This window comes from Rhodococcus sp. KB6 (assembly GCF_001445685.1).
In the GTDB taxonomy this organism is placed as follows: Bacteria; Actinomycetota; Actinomycetes; order Mycobacteriales; family Mycobacteriaceae; genus Rhodococcus_F; species Rhodococcus_F qingshengii.
Window position 1 is genome coordinate 434,651 of record NZ_LNAK01000120.1, and the last position, 19,635, is coordinate 454,285.

Below are 19,635 nucleotides of genomic sequence, written 5' to 3' on the forward strand. Positions count from 1 at the left end.
ATCGATAAACCTTATGCAGTGCATACAGTATGCACCGTATAAGGTATACCACCGTTGAGGTATTCCCGATTTCTGGAGACGACTGATGGCACGCGAACTGATCGACCTGCTCTGGCGCGATCACCCCCTCGCGCCGAAGGGTGGCACCCGCGGCCCGCGAGCGAAGGTCACCACCTCACAGGCGGTCGACGTCGCGATCTCCGTCGCGAATACCGACGGCCTCGACGCCGTGACGGTCCGCCGATTGGCCGCCGAACTCGGAATCTCGGGCATGGCGGTGTACACCCACGTCGGATCCCGCGACGATCTGCTGGTGCTCATGGTCGACGCCGTACACGGACGCAGCCCGCTCCTGCCGTACGGGAACATGACCTGGCGCCAACGTGTGCGTCGGGTCGCCGAGGAAGAACTTGCCCTCTATACGGAGCATTGGTGGCTCCTGGACATCTCCGATCAGCGCTCCGCGTTGGGTCCGGGAACTATCGCGAAGTACGACCACGAACTTCACGCCTTCGACGGCACGGGACTGAGCGACATCGACCGGGACTCCGCCCTGACATTTGTCGCCGACTTCGCCCGATCCTCGGCGCAAGCGCGGCGCCCTGACCCCCGAGCAACCGACATGGCCGAGGTGTGGTCGTCCTGGAACCAGCGTCTGGCTGCTTATCTCGGCGACGACTTCCCGCTGGCGCAGCGAGTCGGAGGGGCGGCCGGCGAGGCCAAGAACTCCCCGTACAGCCCCGAGGCGGCCTGGGAGTTCGGGCTGGACCGGGTACTGGACGCCCTGGACGGCCTCATTCACATCGAATGACATTCCTGCAATTCGTGGGAGACAATGTGCCCGTGCAGCGTTTCGGTTGGTCTCGACGGTCCGACGGCGACCCTTCGGTGTTCGAACCGCGAGAGCTGTTGCACGCCTACGAGAATCGATCGACCCGAGAGGTACGAGATTCCGGCGAGCTTCTCATCGAGATTCCGCTGAGCGACGCGAGCATCGTCGAGATCACCGTTCTTGATGCCTCTGCGGGCTGGATCGACTCCCGCGTGCGAGGACTCTGCCGTTCACTGGACAAGATCGACCGCCGGGCTCAACGCGTACTTCGAGGGGGATTCAGCATCGGCTGGATCGAACTCGAATCGGAGCGCCACGGCGTCATCGACTACTGGGAAAACGGGGTCAACAACGAATACCCCATCTCCATCGTGTGGAACGGAAACTCCTGGGAAGAAGCGGCATCCACCTAGCCTCGAAATCAGCGGCATATATCCGCGAAGACGGGGTAGACGAGTACATACCAGCGGCACATCGACTCAACTCCAGGCGTGGTGGACAATGTTTCTCAGCGACCAGTCAATTCGTCACCACACCCGCCGTTTCGGAGCAGCTCTGTCGCCTTCACACAAGTGGCCTCCGCCCACCGAAACACAGCGCATCGCACGCTGGAGTGAGCGGTCTGAGATGCTCGGCGCGCTGTCGGTACTCCTGTTCTGGGCTTTCGGCTTCGGCATCCTGCTGGGCGTCGGCGCGATCACAACAGGAATCTTCGCGCTCCGACGTCACCCGAAGAAGTCTGGCGGGCATCTGCTCTCGAATGCCCGCCAGCTGCCATGGGATGCAATAGTCGGCCTCTTCACCGGATTCATCGGTCTGGCACTGAGCGGCTGGTTCTTCGTGGTGGTCCTACCCAACATGTAGCCCTCTGCTAGCCGAGTCCGTTCGCGGAGGTGGCCAGCGCTCGGAGTTCACGTCGGAGGATCTTGCCGGTAGTGGTGAGCGGCAAGCTGTCGATGAACGTGATCTCCCTCGGGTACTGGTAGAAAGCAAGGCGACTTTTCACGTGGGTCTGCAACTCCTGACGGAGCTCCTCCGAGGAGTTCGACCCCTCGGACAGTACGACAAAAGCGTGAACCGCTTCGCCGCGCAACGGATCCGGAACACCGATGACACCTGCCATGGCTACCTCGTCGTGCGAGAGCAGGCACTCTTCGATCTCTCCGGGGCCGATTCGGTACCCCGCGGACGAAATGACGTCATCGGCACGTCCCTGGTACCAGAAGTTCCCGGCGTCATCAGTCCGACCCAGATCACCGGTGTGAATCCAACCGTCGTACACCTTTTCATCGGTCTTCGACGGCTGGTTCCAATATCCGAGGAACTGTCCGGGATTGCCTGCCTTCACACAGATCTCGCCTACCTCACCAATCTCGACCGGCTCGCCGAGTGGATCGAGGAGGGTGACTTCGAAGCCGGGGAAGGCGCGACCCATCGAGCCGCTGGCGGGACTCCACTTCGACCGCGAAGTCCCGATGGTCAGATTCATTTCCGTCTGCCCGTAGAACTCGTTGACATCTACACCGAGCGTGCTCGCAACCCAGGCCTGCAGGGCTTCACCGAGCGCCTCACCACCAGTTCCCAATGCCCGCAACTGAATACCACGGGCAGCAGTCTTGTCGATGCCGATACTTCGCATCTGCTTGAGCGCAGTGGGCGGAATGAAGGCGCCCGTCACCTTGTGGCGGCTCAGAATCTCGACCGCACGCGAAGGCGTGAATTTGTCGGGCGTCGCAACTACGGGGCACCCCAACGCAAGTGCGGGGAACAGTACGTCGAACAAACCACCGATCCAGGCCCAGTCTGCCGGCGTCCAGAAGACGTCTCCCAGCTGCGGAGCATTGTCGAACGCCGTCCGCATACCGGGCATGTGCGCCAGGAGAATTCGGTGCCCGTGGAGCGCGCCTTTCGGATTCCCGGTCGTCCCTGAGGTGTAGATGATGATGGCATGTGAATCGGGGCCCGTGGCTACCAGTTCACTACTTTCTGCGGCATCGTCGACGAGGCTGTGGAAATCGAGGATTTGCACGGGCGTCGAATCGGAGAGCCGATCGAGCCTTCCGACCACGATTACGGCTTCGAGACCCGGTATCTCACCGATTCCGTCGGCAACTCTTTCATAGCAGTCCTTCTCGACCACAAGAACTTTCGCGCCGGAGTCACGCATCCGATGTACTAACGCATCCGATCCGAACTTGACCGAAAGTGGAACGGTGACCATTCCGGATCGGAAGGCGCCCAGATGTGTCGCCAGAACCTCGATTCCCTGTGGGACCATCACACCGACGCGATCGCCTGAGACCAGGCCGAGATCCGCGAGCACGGTCGCGAACTTTCGGCTCATCGTGGCGACTTCACCGAATGTGTACCGCGCCCAGTGCCCACCGGTGTCTACGACGAGGGCCAGATCATCGGGATTCTGTACATCGACACATGCGTGCGCAATGTTGAAGTGCTCTGGCACAGCCCATTCGAAGTGTTCTGCTTCGAGGTCCTGCCACCATGACATATGCCGCCGAGAACTCACCGAGCACCCACTTCGAGGTCGAGGGAATGGGTCTCGCCTACCAGGAATGAGAATTCGCCGGAGAAGACAAGGTCTCCGTCTTGGTTGACCAGTGAGCCTTTCGACGTCACGATCGCGGTCTCACCGTCCGAGCGAGGGCGCACCGACAGCACTTCCGACACCGCATGCACCGAGTCGCCGAGGTAAGTCGGCCGGTGGAATCTGACCTGATCGAGCCCGTAGAAGCACTGCAGGTAACGGGGGTCCAACTCCACCAGACCGAGCAAGGTGGACAACATGAGGGCACCGTGGGCGATCTGGCGACCGAAGCGCGTCTGCTGCGCGTAGTCGGGGTCGAGGTGAAGAGGATGGCGGTCCCAGGTGAGGTCGGCGAAACTTCGCACATAGTCTTCGGTGACGACCCGCGGGTCCGTCACCGCAATGTCTCCGACAGAGATCTCTTCGAAACTCTTTGTGATCATTGAAGTTTCCTCTATTAGTTGACAACCGTGGAGCGTTGATCGACCGGCGGCAGATACGCCCCGTTGTCATCGATGTACATGTCGCGACTTCCTTCGTCGAGGTCGGTGTCACGGACGAAGTAGACGCTGATCAGCGAAATAACCGACAGGGCAGCGATATACACAGCGACCGCAAACGATCCGCCGGTTGCGCGAACCAACATGGCGGCAACCATCGGCGCGATTGCGCCACCCAAGAGCACCCCGATCTGAAAAGCGATGGACGCTGCGCTGTACCGCACCCGTGCGTCGAACAGTTCCGCGATGAACGTCGCCTGCGGCCCGTACGAGATGCTGAGCATGAATGCGCCGACTGCCAATGCGCCGGTGGTGATCCAGAAGTTGCCGGTATCTATCGCGGCGAATGCAACGAAGACCCACACTCCCATGCCGGTGATGCCGACCATCAGGATCCGGCGTCGGCCGAATCTTTCGGACAGTTGACCGAAGATCGGAATGAAGATGACTGCAACGAGCGCGGACACCATGACCGCTCCGAGCATGAGGTTTCCGGACAGCAGATCGAACTGATCGGCGTAGGTCAGGCTGTAGGTGTTGAGGATGTAGAAGTAAGCGCCCGTGCTGATCATCGAACCTGCGGCAAGAATGATTTGACGAGGGTAGTTCTTGAACGCGTCGACCATCGGAATCTTGACCGCAGTGTTCTGCTGCTTCACGCGAGCGAATGCGGGAGTCTCTTCCAACGCGGTGCGAATGTAAAGCCCGACGGCGACCAACGCGATACTCAGCAGGAAGGGAATTCTCCACCCCCACACCAGGAATTGGTCCCCGGTGAGCGCCTTGGTGCCGAACATGACGGCCGTCGCCAGCAGAAGGCCAGCAGGCACACCGACCTGCGGCATACTGCCGTAGAAACCGCGGCGGTTCTTGGGTGCGTATTCCACAGCAGTCAGAACTGCACCGCCCCACTCACCCCCGACGCCGAAGCCCTGAATCAGTCTCAGCAATACGAGAAGAATCGGGGCCCACACACCGATCTGGGCGGAGGTCGGAAGGACGCCGACCAGGAACGTCGCTGCTCCCATCAAGAGAAGTGCGAGCACCAAGACCTTCTTGCGTCCGATGCGGTCGCCGAAGTGGCCCATCACAACACCGCCGAGTGGCCGCGCCAGGAAGCCGACAGCGAAGGTGGCGAAGGAAAGAATTGTCGCCAGCGCGGGGTCTGCGCCCGAAAAGAACAGCGGCGCAAAGACCAACGCGGCGGAGGCGCCGTAGATCTGAAAGTCGTACCACTCGATCGTGGTGCCGACCAGAACCGATCCGGCCACACGCCGCAGGGCAGGCCTGTCGACAGTTGCGGGAGATGGGGGATTCGCGTCGTTCATGTCATTGCTCCTTGTATGGAGTGCCCTGTTAGCTCTCGCACCGAGAGGGAGGCTCGACAAGGAGACTATGCAGTGACCCAGGGCACAGTCAAGCGTATTTCAATCGATCGATTGATTAGTTTAGATGCAATTTGCCAGTACACAAACAGCTATCAATCGACTGATTGACAGCCGGTCGATTTCGGCGGCGATGCTAGCATGATTGGGCAACCAACCGAAATGAGGATCATGGACCTGGGGCGCGTTCAACGGGCGGCAGTCACGCTGTTCGCGACGAAAGGATTCGCCGCCACCGGCATTCGTGAGCTCGGAGCCGAAGCCGGCATCAACTCGGCAACGCTCTACCACTACGTCGGCAGCAAAGAGTCACTGTTGGCCTCGATCATTCGGTCCTGCCTCGACGAGCTGACGCAGTCGGGAGAGCGGGCAATGCGCCGAAGCGCCGATCCCGTAGTCCAGCTCGCCGGCCTGGTGTCGTCACACGTCGGCATTACCGCCGTCAACCAACTGACTGCCCGCGTCGCCGAGTACGAGATGCGCGGGTTGACCGGAGACAACCGCATCGAGTTGCAGACCCTGCGCGACGAGTACGAGCAACTTTTCGGACAGATCCTCGAACGCGGACAACGCGTGGGCGCCTTCGACATCGAAGATCTGGCATTGAGCCGACTCGCGATACTCGAGATGTGTACCGGGGTCGCGCATTGGTACCGGCCCGGTGGGCGTCTCGAGTTGGAAGATGTCCAGCGATTCTTCGTCAGCACCACGTGCAAGCTTCTGTCGGTTCCGTCCGACGAACTGCACGGTGTGGAGTTCATTCACGACGTCCGAAAGCTGGACAGCGAGCCCGAGACTCAGTCCTCCGAGATCTGGGGAACCACTGCACAGAGCGAATTCGCGCGACAGTCCGAGCTTTAACCGCCCCTCGAAACTCCCGGCTCTGGTACGAACTGAACATGCAACTACCCGCGGACAGTCATGTTCACAGCGAGTGGTCGTGGGACACCGGCGGACCGCTGTCGCACGCATCCGGACGAATGCAACAGACTTGCGCGCGTGCCGATCCTCGACGTCGACGGCTATCTCGACAGCATCGAACGATGCCGACACCGTTTTCCTGAATTGCGGATACTCACCGGCGTCGAGTTCGGACAACCGCACCTGCACGAAGCGCAGGCGTCGCACCTCCTTGATCTCGGTGTCATCGACCTGGTATTGGGTTCCTTGCACACGCTCGAAGTCGGCGACGATCGGAGTGAACCGAACACTCTGTTTCGAAAGTGGAGCGCCGACGAAGTCATGTGGGCATACCTCGATGAGATCCCGCGTATGGTGGCTGGCTCTCGGACCTTCGAGGTGTTCACCCATATCGACTACGCGGTGCGTGCATGGCCGATCGAAAGTGCCGGACCTTTCGATCCCCGTCGATTCGAAGAGGGATTCCGAAATGCGATGCGCGCCATCGCCGACAGCGACCGGATCCTCGAGATGAACACCCGTCGGCTGTGGCCCTGGATAACCCAATGGTGGAGCGAAGAGGGAGGTAAAGCGGTGACATTCGGCAGCGATGCACATGTGCCCGAAGCTCTGGCAGCCAATTTTCCGGAAGCGACCGCGATGCTCGCGCACTACGGATTCCGTCCGGGTCAACGTCCCGAAGAGTATTGGACCCGCTGATCCGCCTGACTCCCAGACCGATATTTCCGTGAGCTCGGGTTGTCGGAGACGGATCAACCCGCAATAGTCGATGTATGGATCGGTACAAAATCACGATGCCCGACGGCTCTTCGACCGAGGAACCTTTCAACTCCGACAAGGAAGCAATCACTTGCGCAGTGGATGCGAACCGAGGAGTCAGCAAGAACCTCGTAGTCGAAAAATACACGGCCGACGGTCATCTGGTTCCAACCGCGCAGGCGCCTGCGAAACACACAGGTCGTCACAAGAAGAACCGTTCGAAGAGTTGAAAACTCGACTAGTACACAACTCTCGAACTCGGTGTGTGGCGACCGGATGCGTGACGCAGAAGTAGTTGGATCGCGTGCTCGACAGTTGCACCGAGGACAGCTTCGGGGTCGCCCGAGAAAACCTGCTTCTCCGTTTCGGCGGTCCCATGGTCGACGACTCCGAACCACACAGTTCCGGGTCGAACGTTCTCCTGGGTATCAGGACCGGCTTCACCGGTGACGGCCAGCGCCAGCGACGCACCCATCAGTGTGGCGGTGCTGTGCGCCATGACCCGGGCTGCCTCTTCGCAGACCACTGGCCCGTCCGGAACATGAAGTACGGAATGTTTCACCTCGCGGGTGTACGCGACGATCCCACCACAAAACCACGATCCGGCGTCCGGCGCCTTTCCCAGATGTGCGGCGATGTTCCCGGCAGTCAACGATTCCGCCGTCGCCACCGACAGACCGTGTTCCTCTACTGCCGCAGCCAATTGCCTGCACATATCGTCGAGATCCTTGTCCGACGGAAGCTCGGGTCGTGGATCGCCCTTCATATGTTCCTCCTCCTGCAGTCCGATCGGTGACTTCGACAAGACATTGAAAGTTCTTGAATGCCCATTCCAACCGTGCCTTACAGTTCACTGCCCCCTTGCGAACTGCACCCTTCGAAAGTGCGTCGAGCGCACTCGTCGATCACATCAGCCACACGTGACCGACGCGCGAGTTGACGGCGCTGCACGATCGCCCCGTTTCCGCTACTGAAGACCTTGTCCAAGGACGCCGTGACCTGCTCGAACTCGCCGAATGCAGTCAACGCAGGTTCGACGTGATCCACCAATTGCCGAACCGCTTGGTGTGCAGTCAGCAAGCGCACGGACTCCACGTCCAACGACCTCCCGTCGAGTCCGTCACGCGCCGCCCGCCAGCAAGCCGCGCGGAGTAGCTCGTGATCGACAGCAGGCGCTGCTTCACCTTTCGTGATCGCGGCGGATGCGGTACCGACGAGTGCCTGCACCAGTGTGGCCAGAGTCATCGTCTCCTCCACGGTGGCGGGCACGTCGCTGATCCGAATCTCCACGGTGGGAAGGTGATCCGACATGCGCACATCCCAATAGACCATGTGTGGATCGAGAATGACCCCTGTCTCCAGCATTGCTGCAACAGCATCTTCGTAGTGCGCCACGGACTCGAAGTAGGGCGGCGGACCCGAACTGGGCCATCGGCCGAACAGAACGTAACGCCAACTCGCATAACCGGTATCGCGACCGGCGCTGATCGGAGAGTTCGCCGTCAGTGCCAACAAGGTCGGTAACCATGGGCGCAGATGGTTGATGATCTGGACCGGTCGTTCTCGATCTTCCACACCGACATGAATGTGGCAACCACACATCACACCTTCGGTGATCGCTCCGAATTGACCGGCCATTCGCTGGTATCGCGACGTTTGAGTGATCTCGTCTACCGGCGGATCGTAGAACGGCGTCCCGACTGCGATGAGTTGACAACCCACACGGGCAGCGGCGTCGGCGGTGACGGCACGCGACTCACAGAGTTGATCACGAAGATCACGAATATGGTTTCCGATCGACGTAGACGTCTCCACCTGACAGCGCGTGAGTTCGAGTTGCAGCGAGATACCGAGTTCCCGCCCGGCGGCAGCAACCTCGGAGTTGCGCAGAGTGGGATGTCCAGTCTGCGGATCGCAGAGCAAGAACTCCTCTTCGACACCGAGAGTCGGTGTACCTACCGAGAATATGTCGGGAGTCGGCTTCGCGTTCATAGGGCTTCCTCGCACCGGTTTTCATCCACATCCGATACTTCGAGCGTACGACCTTCTACCCCTTTCGGCACTACTCCGACCGTTTCATCCAGTCACCGATCGGGTAGTTGCCCTGTGGACCGACGACGAGCGAAGAATCGCAAGTCTTCATGAGCTCAGGATGGAGTGTGCCGTGACAAACGCGAGCGAAAGTTCACCGGTAGATGACGAACACACAAATCGATCGCACGTAGGGGAGGCAATCAGCGACGGTCGCAACTATCCCGGATACCTGCTGATCGGGCTGGGTCTGGCAACACTCGGATTGACCTTGGTGGCAGCAGGTTACGGATTTCGTGGTTGGGCAGTCATTGCCGGCGTCGTGTGTGTGGTGTCCTTCATCGTCGGAACACTGGCCATCTTGATGGAACACCGACGGGTCAAACGACTGGAAGGTCAGGAACTCTTCGATCAAGAAGGGCACTGAACCGACCGCTCGAGTCGTATTCTGCTCAAGCAGAATACGACTCGAGCAGAACACAGCTCAGTGAGTGCGGAGCTGCTCGATCAGCTCACTCTTGTTCAGCTTCGAATAGCCGTGCAGATCGAGTTCCTTGGCACGTTTCTTCAGCTCGTCGACTGTCCACTCCTCGTACGGCGAGGATTGTCCGCCGGACTTGGCGACGTTCGACCGCCCTCGATTGGCGGCCGCATTGGAGATTCGGGCCGCCTTCTCCTTGGAATCGCCCTTCTCGCGTAGCTCTTCGTAGAGTTCTTGATCCTTGAGTTGAGGTTGTGAGTCCTTGCGAGCCACTGTTTCGTCCCTTCACTCGTCTTCACTCCGACGGTGTGGCCGAACTGGCAATTCGGCCACACCGCAGGTTCGAACGTACGTCGGCACTCAGGATGTAGGCGGCACCTCGAAACGCCCCCACACGCGGTGCGTCTTCAGAAGCTGAGCCAGCGAGGCGAGCGCTCCTTCCGCGTCTGCATCGACGACGACTCCCAATGCAGACTCGTCGATACCGGCCGCAGCCAGCGTACTCATGCTCTCTCCCCAACCACCAATTGCCTTGCTGTGACGATACATTTCGTTCAGCAGAGTCTCCACCCGTGGATCCAACTTGCCCTCGCCGATCCGAGAAACGTCGCCGCTCAGCAGGATTGCATCGAATTCGATCGAACGAGCTGTGAGGTACGTTCGCTGCACCGTCACCGCGTCGTCACCGTCCCCGATGGTTCCGCCGTGCGGGCCGAGGATCAGCGGCACCATGCCGGCGTCGAAGATCTTGTCTCGAACGGCGACAACCGTTTCGAGATCGGAGTTCTCATCGACCAGTAGTGCGATGATCCTTCCGTCTACCGGCCATTCCGCACCAACCTGGGACAGTGCAGGGCTGAGCTCCGGATCACTCAACGGCTCGGTCGGTTCGGGAACCGGAAGGCCAAGCCCCCCTGCGACGATCGACACGAGACCCGCGTCGATATTTGCCAAGATGCCCAGATTCCGGGTCTTGATGTTCTCCTCGTAGCACTTACCCAATTCGAAGGTATACGCCTGCGCGACGTGCTCCTGTTCGACAGGGGAGAGACTGCGATAGAAGAGTCGAGCTTGCGAGAAGTGATCGTCGAACGATGCCGGCGCCTGCCTCACCTTTCGCCCTGAAACTTCTTCGGGCACCTCGATATAGGCCGCGCTCTCCGCCGAGGCCAAGAACGGGCACCCACCGTCCAACGAATTGGGATGGTACGGCGCAACTCCGGTATGTACACCGTCCTGATGAAAGCCGTCGCGAAGCATGTCGTTGACAGGCGCGTGAGGCCGGTTGATCGGGATCTGATCGAAATTGGGGCCACCGAGTCGCGTGATCTGGGTGTCGAGGTACGAGAACAAACGTGCCTGCAGGAGACGATCGTTGGTGATGTCGACACCCGGAACCAAGTGACCCGGATGGAATGCAACCTGCTCGGTCTCAGCGAAGAAGTTCGTCGGATTGGCGTCGAGTGTCATCGTTCCGATGACCTGAACCGGCGCGAGTTCTTCGGGCACGATCTTGGTGGGATCCAATAGATCTATGCCTTCGAACATTTCGTCTTCGGTATCAGGGAACACCTGCACGCCCAGATCCCAGGACGGATATGCGCCCGCCTCGATGGCGTCGGCAAGATCGCGTCGATGGAAATCCGGATCCACACCGCCGGCGATCTGCGCTTCCTCCCACACGAGTGAATGCACTCCGGCGGCCGGCTTCCAGTGGAATTTCACCAGATTCGTCTCGCCGTCGGCATTCACGAGCCTGAACGTGTGAATACCGAAGCCCTCCATCATGCGATAGGAGCGCGGGATGCCGCGATCGGACATGTTCCACAATGTGTGCGCCGTGGCCTCGGTGTGCAGCGACACGAAATCCCAGAATGTGTCGTGCGCGCTCTGCGCCTGCGGGATCTCGCGGTCCGGGTGGGGCTTCGCGGCATGGATGATGTCCGGGAATTTGATGCCGTCCTGGATGAAGAACACCGGGATGTTGTTGCCCACCAAGTCGAAGACACCTTCGTCGGTGTAGAACTTGGTGGCGAAACCGCGTGTGTCGCGTACGGTGTCCGCCGAACCTCGTGAACCCAGCACCGTCGAGAACCGCACGAACACCGGGGTTCGAGCACCGGAAGCGAACACCGATGCTTTACAGATGTTTTCGGCCGCGCCATTCGCCAGGAACGTTCCGTGTGCGGCCGCCCCGCGGGCGTGGACGACGCGCTCCGGAATTCGCTCGTGATCGAAGTGTGTAATCTTCTCACGCAGGTGGTGGTCTTGAAGAAGAGTCGGGCCGCGCTCGCCGGCAGTGAGTGAGTGGTCGGTCTCGTAGAGACGTGTACCGGTTGCGGTGGTGAGGTACTCCCCCCGCTGGCCGCGACCGTTTCCCTTCACCTTCTCCTCGGCACCCGCGACGGTACGCACCTCCGGCTGCCGCTGGTCATCCTTGGGCGGCAACGGCTGTCGAGGCTTGACCGGCTCTTTCAGGTCCGGCGCTTTCGGGGCCGGTGCACCTGGGACGGACTGAGATGAAGGCATCGAACAGCTCCTCTTGATCGTCATGCTGGGCGCAAGAATCTTGTTACGCCTTATGTAAGTAGAGATTTCAAACTGAACGCGGAGCCACGACTCACCCCCGGCTGGGATCAATCCCAGGCCGAGGGTGACGAGTGCGTCAGGGGCTATTGCTCGGACTTCTGTCGCGCTTCGTCCGCGGCCGCTTCTGCGCGAGCCTTCTCGGCTTCTGCCTCTTTCTTCGCGACTTCTCGCTGGCTTTCGGCCTTGTCCTGCTGGGCGCGGCCCTCTCGGGTCAAACTGTCGTTTCCGGAAACCGCACCCACGGCTTCCTTGGCCTTACCCTTGACGTCCTCTACGACGCCTTTGATTCCCTCGCTGGGACCGCTCTTGTCATCTGGCACGTTGACCCTCCAATACGTTTCGGATTCTCGCTCGGGGATCCCACACAGGTAGGACTCCCTTACAGAAGGCCCTACCCCGTCGAAATTCGCATAAACATCCGTGCACCGACACGCCGCAACGCGTACAAGAAGCGGCCACCGAGAGGAGAGCCGTTCACTCTCGTGTGTTATTCAGTGCTCATGAGCCAGCTACAGACCGATCCCCCCGTGGGCGGAACGCTGTCCACGATTCGCGCGCTTGCGCCCAACCTGGCTCCGATCGAGCGATGCGTCTCGAACATCTCAAATAGCAAACAGCATTCTCAGAAACTGTTTACCGGGCACAGGAATTGGCGGGACTCGTTCCAGAAGGGGAAGAGGTCGGTGGTGGTGGCCGTGGGGTGGTCGATCTCGGCGAGAGTGTAGAAATCTAGAATCGTCCGCCCGGCGGTTGCGCTGACCTCGCATGCCTGCAAGCTCAGTTTCGCCTCCGCCACGAAGCCGATACTGCGGGCGAAAGGTCCGAGGGTCCCGGCATTGACAAAACCCTCGAGGTTTTGTCCCCACTGGTTGTAGTCCGACTGCAAAGCAAAGCTGCATGTTTCACCGAACAACTCGGTGCAGGTTGTCGGCTTCCCACCGATCGTGTGAACCGTATCGGCGAGCTCGTGCGAAGTACCTTCGCGCGGTGATCCGGAAAGGAGAAGCAAGACGGCGACGGCCAGGGCAACCACCAGAAGGATGCTCGCGGCCGTTGCCAGTATCGCCTTCACAATCCCTCGATCCACGTAAGTTCATGAGGGGAACCGATTTTGGAACACCGGTCACTGGATTTGTACCCGTGACACTCGGGGTCCAAACATCGACCAGGCTGGGAGCCGTGCATCAGGCTGGGGGGTCGCGAGAGGATCTGTGGGAAAAAGCCGGGGGAGGATCGACACTCCCTTCCACTACCAATGTATATCGCACCGGGGGCCTTGCGGCAAGGCCCGGGTAGTGCCGCAAAATGGCTCTTCCGATCCCGCACGACCCACTACGGGATCGGAACAGCCAGCGGAAGTGAGGGCACGTGCCAACCCAGGGATACGAAGAAGAACTGCGGTCCGAGCGGAACTATGTGGAGGGGCTCTACGCTCGCCTCGATGCGGAGCGCGCCCGAGTCAAGGGCAGGTACAACACCGCTCTGCGCGGAAACGGCGAAGCACTCATGGAACGCGACGCCGAGGTGCGCGCGCTCGCCAAAGAGGTGAAGAGGCTGGACGTAGCCGACAACGGCCTGTGCTTCGGCCGGTTGGACTCGCTGTCGGGTGAGACTTCGTACATCGGCCGAATCGGCCTTCTCGATGCGGACAACGACTACGAACCGGTGCTGCTCGATTGGCGGGCGCCGGCATCTCGCCCGTTCTACGTTGCCACCGCTGCAAACCCGGAGAGCATGCGTCGACGCCGTCAGTTCCACACACGCAGTCGACACGTGGTCGAATTCACCGACGAGGTACTCGGGCGCCCTGACGGCGCAGAACACGACACCCACAGCGATTCCGCCTTGCTCGCTGCGGTTAACGCACCGCGAGGTGAGGGCATGCGCGACATCGTGGCCACGATCCAGGCCGAGCAGGACGACATCGTCCGACTCGAACACCCCGGGGTTCTGGTGATCGAAGGTGGCCCCGGTACCGGGAAAACCGTCGTCGCCTTGCACCGCGTCGCCTACCTGCTCTACACGCAGCGAGAGCGAATGGAACGTCATGGCGTTCTCGTGGTCGGGCCGAACCCGGCGTTCCTGAACCACATCGGCCGCGTGCTGCCCTCGCTGGGCGAGTCCGACGTGGTGTTCATGACCACCGGTGATCTCGTTCCGGGTTTACGCGTCACCGCCGAGGACGCTCCTGAGGCCGCTGGGCTCAAAGGCTCGCTGAAGATCCTGGACGTTCTCGGCGCAGCGATTGCCGATCATCAGCGATTGCCCGAGAACCCGTTGTTGATCGAATTGGCGGACGTCACAGTGCGAATCGACGCCGAAATGGCGGAGTGGGCCCGAGAAGAAGCTCGTTCGAGCGGACTCCCCCACAACGACGCTCGCACTGTGTTCACCGAAATCGTCACCTGGGCACTGACCGAGCGGGCGATAGCGCGGATCGGCAAGGGATGGTTGACACGCAGTGACCGTGAAGCCTGGGAACAAGTGCGCGCAGATCTGACCGCAGAGTTGGCGGAGAATGACGCATTTGCCGCCGCACTCGACGCACTCTGGCCGATCCTGACACCGAAAGAGCTACTGACACAGCTGTTTACTTCGCCGGAACGCCTACGCAAGGCAGGCGCAGACGAGACACTGTTGCGCCGAGAGGGCGATGCCTGGACGGTGTCCGACGTTCCGCTTCTCGACGAATTGGTGGACATGCTCGGCCGGGACAAGCCCGTCGACCAGAGTGCCGAACGTGAACGCCGCGACGAGGCTGCGTATGCAGCGGGCGTGCTGGACATGATGATCAGTCGTGAAGACTTGATGGACGACGAGGATCATCTCCTCGCCCAGGACATGCTGTACGCCGAGGACCTGGCGGATCGTTTCGTCGAACGCGATACCCGGGAGCTCGCCGAACGCGCTGCTGCTGACCGAGACTGGACGTACAGGCATATCGTGGTCGACGAGGCACAAGAGCTGTCCGAGATGGACTGGCGAGTCCTGATGCGCCGCTGCCCGGACCGGTCTTTCACGGTGGTAGGTGATCTCGCGCAACGACGTTCGCCCGCAGGTGCTCGCTCGTGGGCGACGATGATGGAGCCGTACGTCCCCGGCCGCTGGATCTACCGATCCCTGACGGTGAACTATCGCACCCCCGCCGAGATCATGAGCGTCGCCGCCGCCTTGCTCGCCGAGTTCGCGCCAGACGTCCAGCCACCCGAGTCCGTCCGCGCCTGCGGGGTCCAACCGTGGTCCAGACAAATATCCGCCGACGAACTAGCCTCCGCCATCGACGAATTCAATCAGGACGAGGCCGGACGCGAGGGTACGAGCGTCGTCATCGGACCTGAGGACGTGCCCGGCGCTGTGCCGGTTTCGGAAACGAAGGGCCTCGAGTTCGATGCCGTGTTCGTCGTGGAACCGGAGCGAATCATCGCCGACGGCCCACGCGGTGCGTCTGAACTCTATGTCGCCCTCACCCGCGCGACCCAACGTCTCGGCGTCTTACACGAGAGGCCATTGCCGCACGCATTGACCGGGCTCGTCCGGGTCGGGACGGCCAGATCACCGCAATCGTTCGCGGCGAGCGATCGTGCTGTGTAGGCCTTCGGCAGCAGCGCGCACGTAGGACACCTGGCTCTCGGGGACGAAGCGACTGGTGGGACCGGTGACACTGATGGCCGCGACGGGTTTGTCATTGGTTCCGAATACCGGCGCCGCAACGCATGCGAGACCCGGCGCTGATTCCTCGCGCTCGAACGCAATACCGGTCTCGACCACTCGGTTCAGTTGGGTGTTGAGAATGCCGGGCGCAACAATTGTGTGCGGGGTTCGGCGCGTCATCGGCTCCGACAGCACCTCGCGGCGAAACTCGTTGTCGGAGAATGCCAGGAGCGCCTTGCCGATTGCGGTGCAATACAGCGGTATCCGGCCACCGGTCCGGGACGGCGAGTTGGCTTGCCGGTGTCCGCCGATCTTCGCGACGTATACGACGTCGTGGCCGTCACGGACCCCCAGGTGGACTGTCTCGTGGGTCCGCTCGTACAGGTCCTGGAGGAACGGCATCGCCATCTCCAGGAGGCTACGTTCGAGAGAGGCGAGCATGCCGAGTTCGAAGAGGCCGCCGCTGAGCCGGTAGCCACCGTCGATACGGTCGAGTAGCCGGTTCGCGACCAGTTCGTTGGCCAGGCGGTGCACCGTCGCCTTGTGCAGGCCCGTCCGCTGGACCAGGGTGGCCAGAGGCAACACGTGGTCGTCGGCCCGGAAGGCGCGCAGGATCGTCACCGCCTTGCCGAGCACGGTGTCGAGGTTCGCGCTGCCAGTCACCTCCCCAGCGTATCGCTGAGTGAGACAGTTCCCTGGCGCAATCTCGGTGCCGCGGCGAAAGTAGTGGCCATGAGCCAGCCCACGAATACCAGTACAGCTAGCGAGACCGACATCGCAGCTGCTGCGGACCGCCTCGCAGCCGCCATCGCGAGCGGCACTCCCTGCGCGCCCGTGCGCGATCTGATCGGCGCCGACGACCTCGTCGCCGCCTACGCCGTCCAGCGCCGCGTCGACGAAATCCGTCGGCAGGCAGGGGCCGTGGTCGTAGGCCGCAAGATCGGCCTGACCTCGGTGGCAGTCCAGCAGCAGCTCGGTGTCGACCAGCCCGACCTCGGCGTGCTGTACGCCGACATGGAGTTCCCCGCCGACGGCGCCATCCCCATGAGCCGTTTGATCCAGCCCAAGGTCGAAGCGGAAGTTGCCTTCGTACTCGGTGCCGACCTCGTGGACGGACCGCTGGACAGTGCGCAGGTGCGCGGTGCGATCGACTACGCCGTCGCCGCGATCGAGATCTGCGACAGCCGCATCGAGTCGTGGGACATCAAGTTCGGTGACACCGTCGCCGACAATGCGTCCTCGGGCGTGTACGTCCTGGGAACCGAACGACGCACCCTCGACGAGGTGGAACCCGCCGGCGTCGTCATGTCGATGTCCGTCGACGGCACCGAGGTGTCCACCGGCGTCGGAACCGCCTGCCTGGGCGATCCGATCGAAGCCGTCGTCTGGCTCGCCCGCACTGCACGTGAGTTGGGGCAGCCGCTGACCGCAGGGCAGGTGATCCTGTCCGGCGCTCTTGGCCCCATGGCACCGGTCACCGCAGGCAACGTAGTCACCGTGACCGTCTCCGGGCTCGGTTCCGTCACCACCAGTTTCTCCAGCGAAGAGGACAACGCATGAGCAAGGTCAAGGTCGCGATCATCGGATCGGGCAACATCGGCACGGATCTGATGATCAAGGTGCTGCGCAACTCCGACCATCTGGAGATGGGCGCGATGGTCGGTATCGACCCCGCGTCCGACGGCCTCGCTCGCGCCGCGCGTCTGAACGTGCCAATCACGGCAGAAGGCGTCGAAGGCCTTGTCGGTCTGCCGAACTTCGACGAGATCGAGATCGTCTTCGACGCCACCTCGGCAAAGGCTCACGTGGCCAACAACGCGCGGCTGGCTCCCCTCGGCAAGCGCATGATCGACCTGACGCCTGCCGCGATCGGACCGTACGTCGTACCGGCTGTCAACGCGGACGAGCACTTGGACGCACCCAACGTCAACATGGTGACGTGTGGCGGCCAGGCCACCATCCCGATGGTTGCCGCTGTTTCTCGGGTCGTCCCGGTGGCGTATGCGGAGATCGTCGCGTCCATCGCCTCCAAGTCGGCCGGTCCCGGAACGCGCGCCAACATCGACGAGTTCACCGAGACCACGTCCGAGGCGATCGTGGCAGTCGGCGGCGCTCGTCGCGGCAAGGCCATCATCATCCTCAACCCCGCTGAGCCGCCGCTCATCATGCGCGACACGGTCTTCTGCCTCGTCGACGCACCGGACCCGGCTGTTCACGACGAGATCCGTCAGTCGATCGAGAAGATGGTCGGCGACGTCTCCGCGTATGTCCCCGGCTACCGGCTCAAGCAGGAAGTCCAGATCACCGAGATCCCGGCCGACCAGCCCGTCGAGACGTTGCTCGTCGACGGCAATCGCCCCACCCACCAGGTGTCGGTGTTCCTCGAGGTCGAGGGCGCGGCACACTACCTGCCTGCGTACGCCGGCAATCTCGACATCATGACGTCCGCCGGAATGCAGATCGCGGAGCGCATCGCCCAGCAGAAGGAAGCAACCAAGTGAGCAACCGCAAGATCTTCGTCCAGGACGTCACCCTTCGTGACGGCATGCACGCTGTCCGCCACCGCATTTCGCCCACCGACGTCAAGCGGATCGTCACAGCTCTCGACGCTGCCGGCGTCGACGCGATCGAAGTAGCACACGGTGACGGCCTCGCCGGCGGCTCGCTCAACTACGGCCCCGGCTCGAACACCGACTGGGAATGGATCGAAGCAGCGGCCGAGGTACTCGAGCACGCTCGTCTCACCACGCTGCTGCTTCCGGGTGTCGGCACGATCAGTGAACTCAAGCATGCTTACGACCTCGGTGTTCGCTCGGTTCGCGTTGCCACGCACTGCACCGAGGCCGACGTCTCCGCGCAGCACATCGAAACCGCCCGCGAGATCGGCATGGACGTCTCGGGCTTCCTGATGATGAGCCACATGGCGCCTGCCGAGGAACTGGCCAAGCAGGCCAAGTTGATGGAATCGTATGGCGCGCACTGCGTCTACGTCACCGACTCGGGTGGACGTCTGGTGATGAACGACGTCGCGGATCGTGTTCGTGCATACCGCGACATCCTCGACGAGGGCACCGAAATCGGTATCCACGCCCATGAGAATCTCTCGCTCTCGGTTGCCAATTCCGTTGTTGCAGTGCAGAACGGCGTCACCCGCGTCGATGCTTCGCTTGCCGGTCACGGCGCCGGTGCCGGCAACTGCCCCCTCGAGGCCTTCATCGCCGTCGCCAACATCGAGGAGTGGGAGCACGGCTGCGACCTGTTCGCCCTGCAGGATGCCGCCGACGACATCGTCCGACCGCTGCAGGACCGGCCGGTCCGCGTCGATCGCGAAACCCTCACTCTCGGCTACGCCGGCGTGTACTCGAGCTTCCTGCGCCACGCCGAAGCTGCGTCGGAGCGCTACGGAATCGACGTTCGCACACTGCTGCTCGAAGCTGGACGCCGCCGTCTGGTGGGTGGTCAGGAGGACATGATCGTCGACATCGCGCTCACCCTCGCAGCGCAGGCGACAAAGGAAGCAGTCTGACGCGCTGCCGAGTTCGCTGACACCCGAGTCCCGCTCCCGTCTCCGGACGGGGGCGGGACTTCTCAGTTCCGCTGAGAACATTTCGCCTCGCTGTCATACGCGCGATCAGCCTGAACCCGCCGGCAGAGTACTCGAACAGTTGATCGGGCCCTTCCCACCGCGCCTCCGACTGCCGGAACTGAACCTTTTCCGCTGCAGTCGAATTCAGAGAGACTCGTCATCCGAGTAAGATCCGTCTACCGCGAGGAATTCGGTACGGATTCAGTTTCCGAGCACGGGGAGGTCCGCTCAACGTTCATCGCGCCCCACTGCTCGTTGGGACGCGGACGGTAGGCTTCGTCGGCATTCCGGTCCACATACCCAAGTGCGCGGTGTGTGGTGGACAAGTACTTCCAGGGTTGAGGATGGACGCTAC

General features: G+C 61.7%; 20 protein-coding genes. 10 read left to right on the forward strand and 10 right to left on the reverse strand.

The annotated features are described in order from the left end of the window. The first annotated feature begins 85 nt into the window (after positions 1 to 85). From ASU23_RS18395 to ASU23_RS18405, 3 genes are all read left to right on the forward strand, one after another. Positions 86 to 811, forward strand: coding sequence for a TetR/AcrR family transcriptional regulator (locus ASU23_RS18395; protein WP_058038434.1), 726 nt, complete (start codon positions 86 to 88; stop codon positions 809 to 811). Then, positions 808 to 1,245, forward strand: a complete 438-nt coding sequence (locus ASU23_RS18400; protein ID WP_058038435.1) for a hypothetical protein — start codon at positions 808 to 810, stop codon at positions 1,243 to 1,245. The genes ASU23_RS18395 and ASU23_RS18400 overlap by 4 nt, the downstream gene beginning before the upstream one ends. Before the next feature lie 88 nt (positions 1,246 to 1,333). Continuing rightward, positions 1,334 to 1,696 (forward strand): hypothetical protein, encoded by a 363-nt coding sequence (locus ASU23_RS18405; RefSeq protein WP_225320185.1) that lies wholly within the window; start codon positions 1,334 to 1,336, stop codon positions 1,694 to 1,696. Positions 1,697 to 1,703: 7 nt separating this feature from the next. On the opposite strand, the gene ASU23_RS18410 is transcribed toward ASU23_RS18405, so the two are convergent. The 3 genes from ASU23_RS18410 to ASU23_RS18420 are packed head-to-tail and all read right to left on the reverse strand — an operon-like array spanning position 1,704 to position 5,205. Next, positions 1,704 to 3,359 carry an AMP-binding protein gene (locus ASU23_RS18410; RefSeq protein WP_253741389.1) on the reverse strand — a complete coding sequence of 552 codons (1,656 nt, stop codon included), beginning with the start codon at positions 3,357 to 3,359 and terminating at the stop codon, positions 1,704 to 1,706. Then, positions 3,356 to 3,820 (reverse strand): MaoC/PaaZ C-terminal domain-containing protein, encoded by a 465-nt coding sequence (locus ASU23_RS18415; protein WP_003943225.1) that lies wholly within the window; start codon positions 3,818 to 3,820, stop codon positions 3,356 to 3,358. The genes ASU23_RS18410 and ASU23_RS18415 overlap by 4 nt, the downstream gene beginning before the upstream one ends. A gap of 14 nt (positions 3,821 to 3,834) precedes the next feature. Further along, on the reverse strand, positions 3,835 to 5,205 hold the full coding sequence (locus ASU23_RS18420) for an MFS transporter (RefSeq protein WP_058038437.1): 1,371 nt from the start codon (positions 5,203 to 5,205) through the stop codon (positions 3,835 to 3,837). A gap of 228 nt (positions 5,206 to 5,433) precedes the next feature. Between ASU23_RS18420 and ASU23_RS18425 the strand changes: the two genes are divergently transcribed. Together ASU23_RS18425 and ASU23_RS18430 are read left to right on the forward strand one after the other, a co-directional pair. Continuing rightward, positions 5,434 to 6,123 carry a TetR/AcrR family transcriptional regulator gene (locus ASU23_RS18425; RefSeq protein ID WP_007735696.1) on the forward strand — a complete coding sequence of 230 codons (690 nt, stop codon included), beginning with the start codon at positions 5,434 to 5,436 and terminating at the stop codon, positions 6,121 to 6,123. 138 nt (positions 6,124 to 6,261) lie between these two features. Further along, positions 6,262 to 6,882 carry a hypothetical protein gene (locus tag ASU23_RS18430; RefSeq protein WP_253741391.1) on the forward strand — a complete coding sequence of 207 codons (621 nt, stop codon included), beginning with the start codon at positions 6,262 to 6,264 and terminating at the stop codon, positions 6,880 to 6,882. 298 nt (positions 6,883 to 7,180) lie between these two features. Here the strand turns inward: ASU23_RS18430 and ASU23_RS18440 are convergent, their stop codons facing one another. After that, on the reverse strand, positions 7,181 to 7,708 hold the full coding sequence (locus tag ASU23_RS18440; RefSeq protein WP_058038438.1) for a CinA family protein: 528 nt from the start codon (positions 7,706 to 7,708) through the stop codon (positions 7,181 to 7,183). Between the two features lie 77 nt (positions 7,709 to 7,785). After that, positions 7,786 to 8,934: a glutamate--cysteine ligase gene (locus tag ASU23_RS18445; RefSeq protein ID WP_058038439.1), complete on the reverse strand. Its 1,149-nt coding sequence runs from the start codon at positions 8,932 to 8,934 to the stop codon at positions 7,786 to 7,788. 160 nt (positions 8,935 to 9,094) lie between these two features. Here ASU23_RS18445 and ASU23_RS18450 point away from each other — a divergent pair, with 160 nt between their 5' ends. Further along, complete coding sequence (locus tag ASU23_RS18450; RefSeq protein ID WP_007735689.1) at positions 9,095 to 9,400, forward strand: hypothetical protein; 306 nt, start codon at positions 9,095 to 9,097, stop codon at positions 9,398 to 9,400. 57 nt (positions 9,401 to 9,457) lie between these two features. Here the strand turns inward: ASU23_RS18450 and ASU23_RS18455 are convergent, their stop codons facing one another. The 4 genes from ASU23_RS18455 to ASU23_RS18470 all read right to left on the reverse strand — a co-directional run bounded on the left by ASU23_RS18455 (position 9,458) and on the right by ASU23_RS18470 (position 13,130). Further along, complete coding sequence (locus ASU23_RS18455) at positions 9,458 to 9,727, reverse strand: Rho termination factor N-terminal domain-containing protein (RefSeq protein ID WP_058038440.1); 270 nt, start codon at positions 9,725 to 9,727, stop codon at positions 9,458 to 9,460. Positions 9,728 to 9,814: 87 nt separating this feature from the next. Then, entirely contained in the window at positions 9,815 to 11,983 is a 2,169-nt protein-coding gene (locus tag ASU23_RS18460; protein ID WP_058038441.1) for a catalase, read from the reverse strand. Positions 11,984 to 12,126: 143 nt separating this feature from the next. After that, complete coding sequence (locus ASU23_RS18465) at positions 12,127 to 12,363, reverse strand: CsbD family protein (protein ID WP_003943084.1); 237 nt, start codon at positions 12,361 to 12,363, stop codon at positions 12,127 to 12,129. A gap of 302 nt (positions 12,364 to 12,665) precedes the next feature. Beyond that, a complete protein-coding gene (locus ASU23_RS18470) occupies positions 12,666 to 13,130 on the reverse strand; it encodes a hypothetical protein (protein ID WP_225320190.1) in 465 nt (154 codons plus the stop codon). Positions 13,131 to 13,411: 281 nt separating this feature from the next. On the opposite strand from ASU23_RS18470, the gene helR reads away from it, so the two are divergent. Further along, on the forward strand, positions 13,412 to 15,634 hold the full coding sequence (helR, locus tag ASU23_RS18475; protein WP_082661422.1) for an RNA polymerase recycling motor ATPase HelR: 2,223 nt from the start codon (positions 13,412 to 13,414) through the stop codon (positions 15,632 to 15,634). On the opposite strand, the gene ASU23_RS18480 is transcribed toward helR, so the two are convergent. Continuing rightward, complete coding sequence (locus ASU23_RS18480; RefSeq protein WP_003942865.1) at positions 15,596 to 16,357, reverse strand: IclR family transcriptional regulator; 762 nt, start codon at positions 16,355 to 16,357, stop codon at positions 15,596 to 15,598. The two genes, helR and ASU23_RS18480, sit on opposite strands and share 39 nt — an antisense overlap. Positions 16,358 to 16,426: 69 nt before the next feature. Here ASU23_RS18480 and ASU23_RS18485 point away from each other — a divergent pair, with 69 nt between their 5' ends. From ASU23_RS18485 to dmpG, 3 genes are read left to right on the forward strand one after another with little or no spacing between them, the layout of a single operon-like run. Continuing rightward, positions 16,427 to 17,254 carry a 2-keto-4-pentenoate hydratase gene (locus tag ASU23_RS18485; protein WP_058038442.1) on the forward strand — a complete coding sequence of 276 codons (828 nt, stop codon included), beginning with the start codon at positions 16,427 to 16,429 and terminating at the stop codon, positions 17,252 to 17,254. Continuing rightward, positions 17,251 to 18,195, forward strand: coding sequence for an acetaldehyde dehydrogenase (acetylating) (locus ASU23_RS18490; protein ID WP_054825055.1), 945 nt, complete (start codon positions 17,251 to 17,253; stop codon positions 18,193 to 18,195). Before ASU23_RS18485 ends, ASU23_RS18490 begins: the two co-directional genes overlap by 4 nt. Then, positions 18,192 to 19,220 (forward strand): 4-hydroxy-2-oxovalerate aldolase, encoded by a 1,029-nt coding sequence (gene dmpG / locus ASU23_RS18495; protein ID WP_020909650.1) that lies wholly within the window; start codon positions 18,192 to 18,194, stop codon positions 19,218 to 19,220. Before ASU23_RS18490 ends, dmpG begins: the two co-directional genes overlap by 4 nt. Positions 19,221 to 19,635 lie beyond the last annotated feature (415 nt).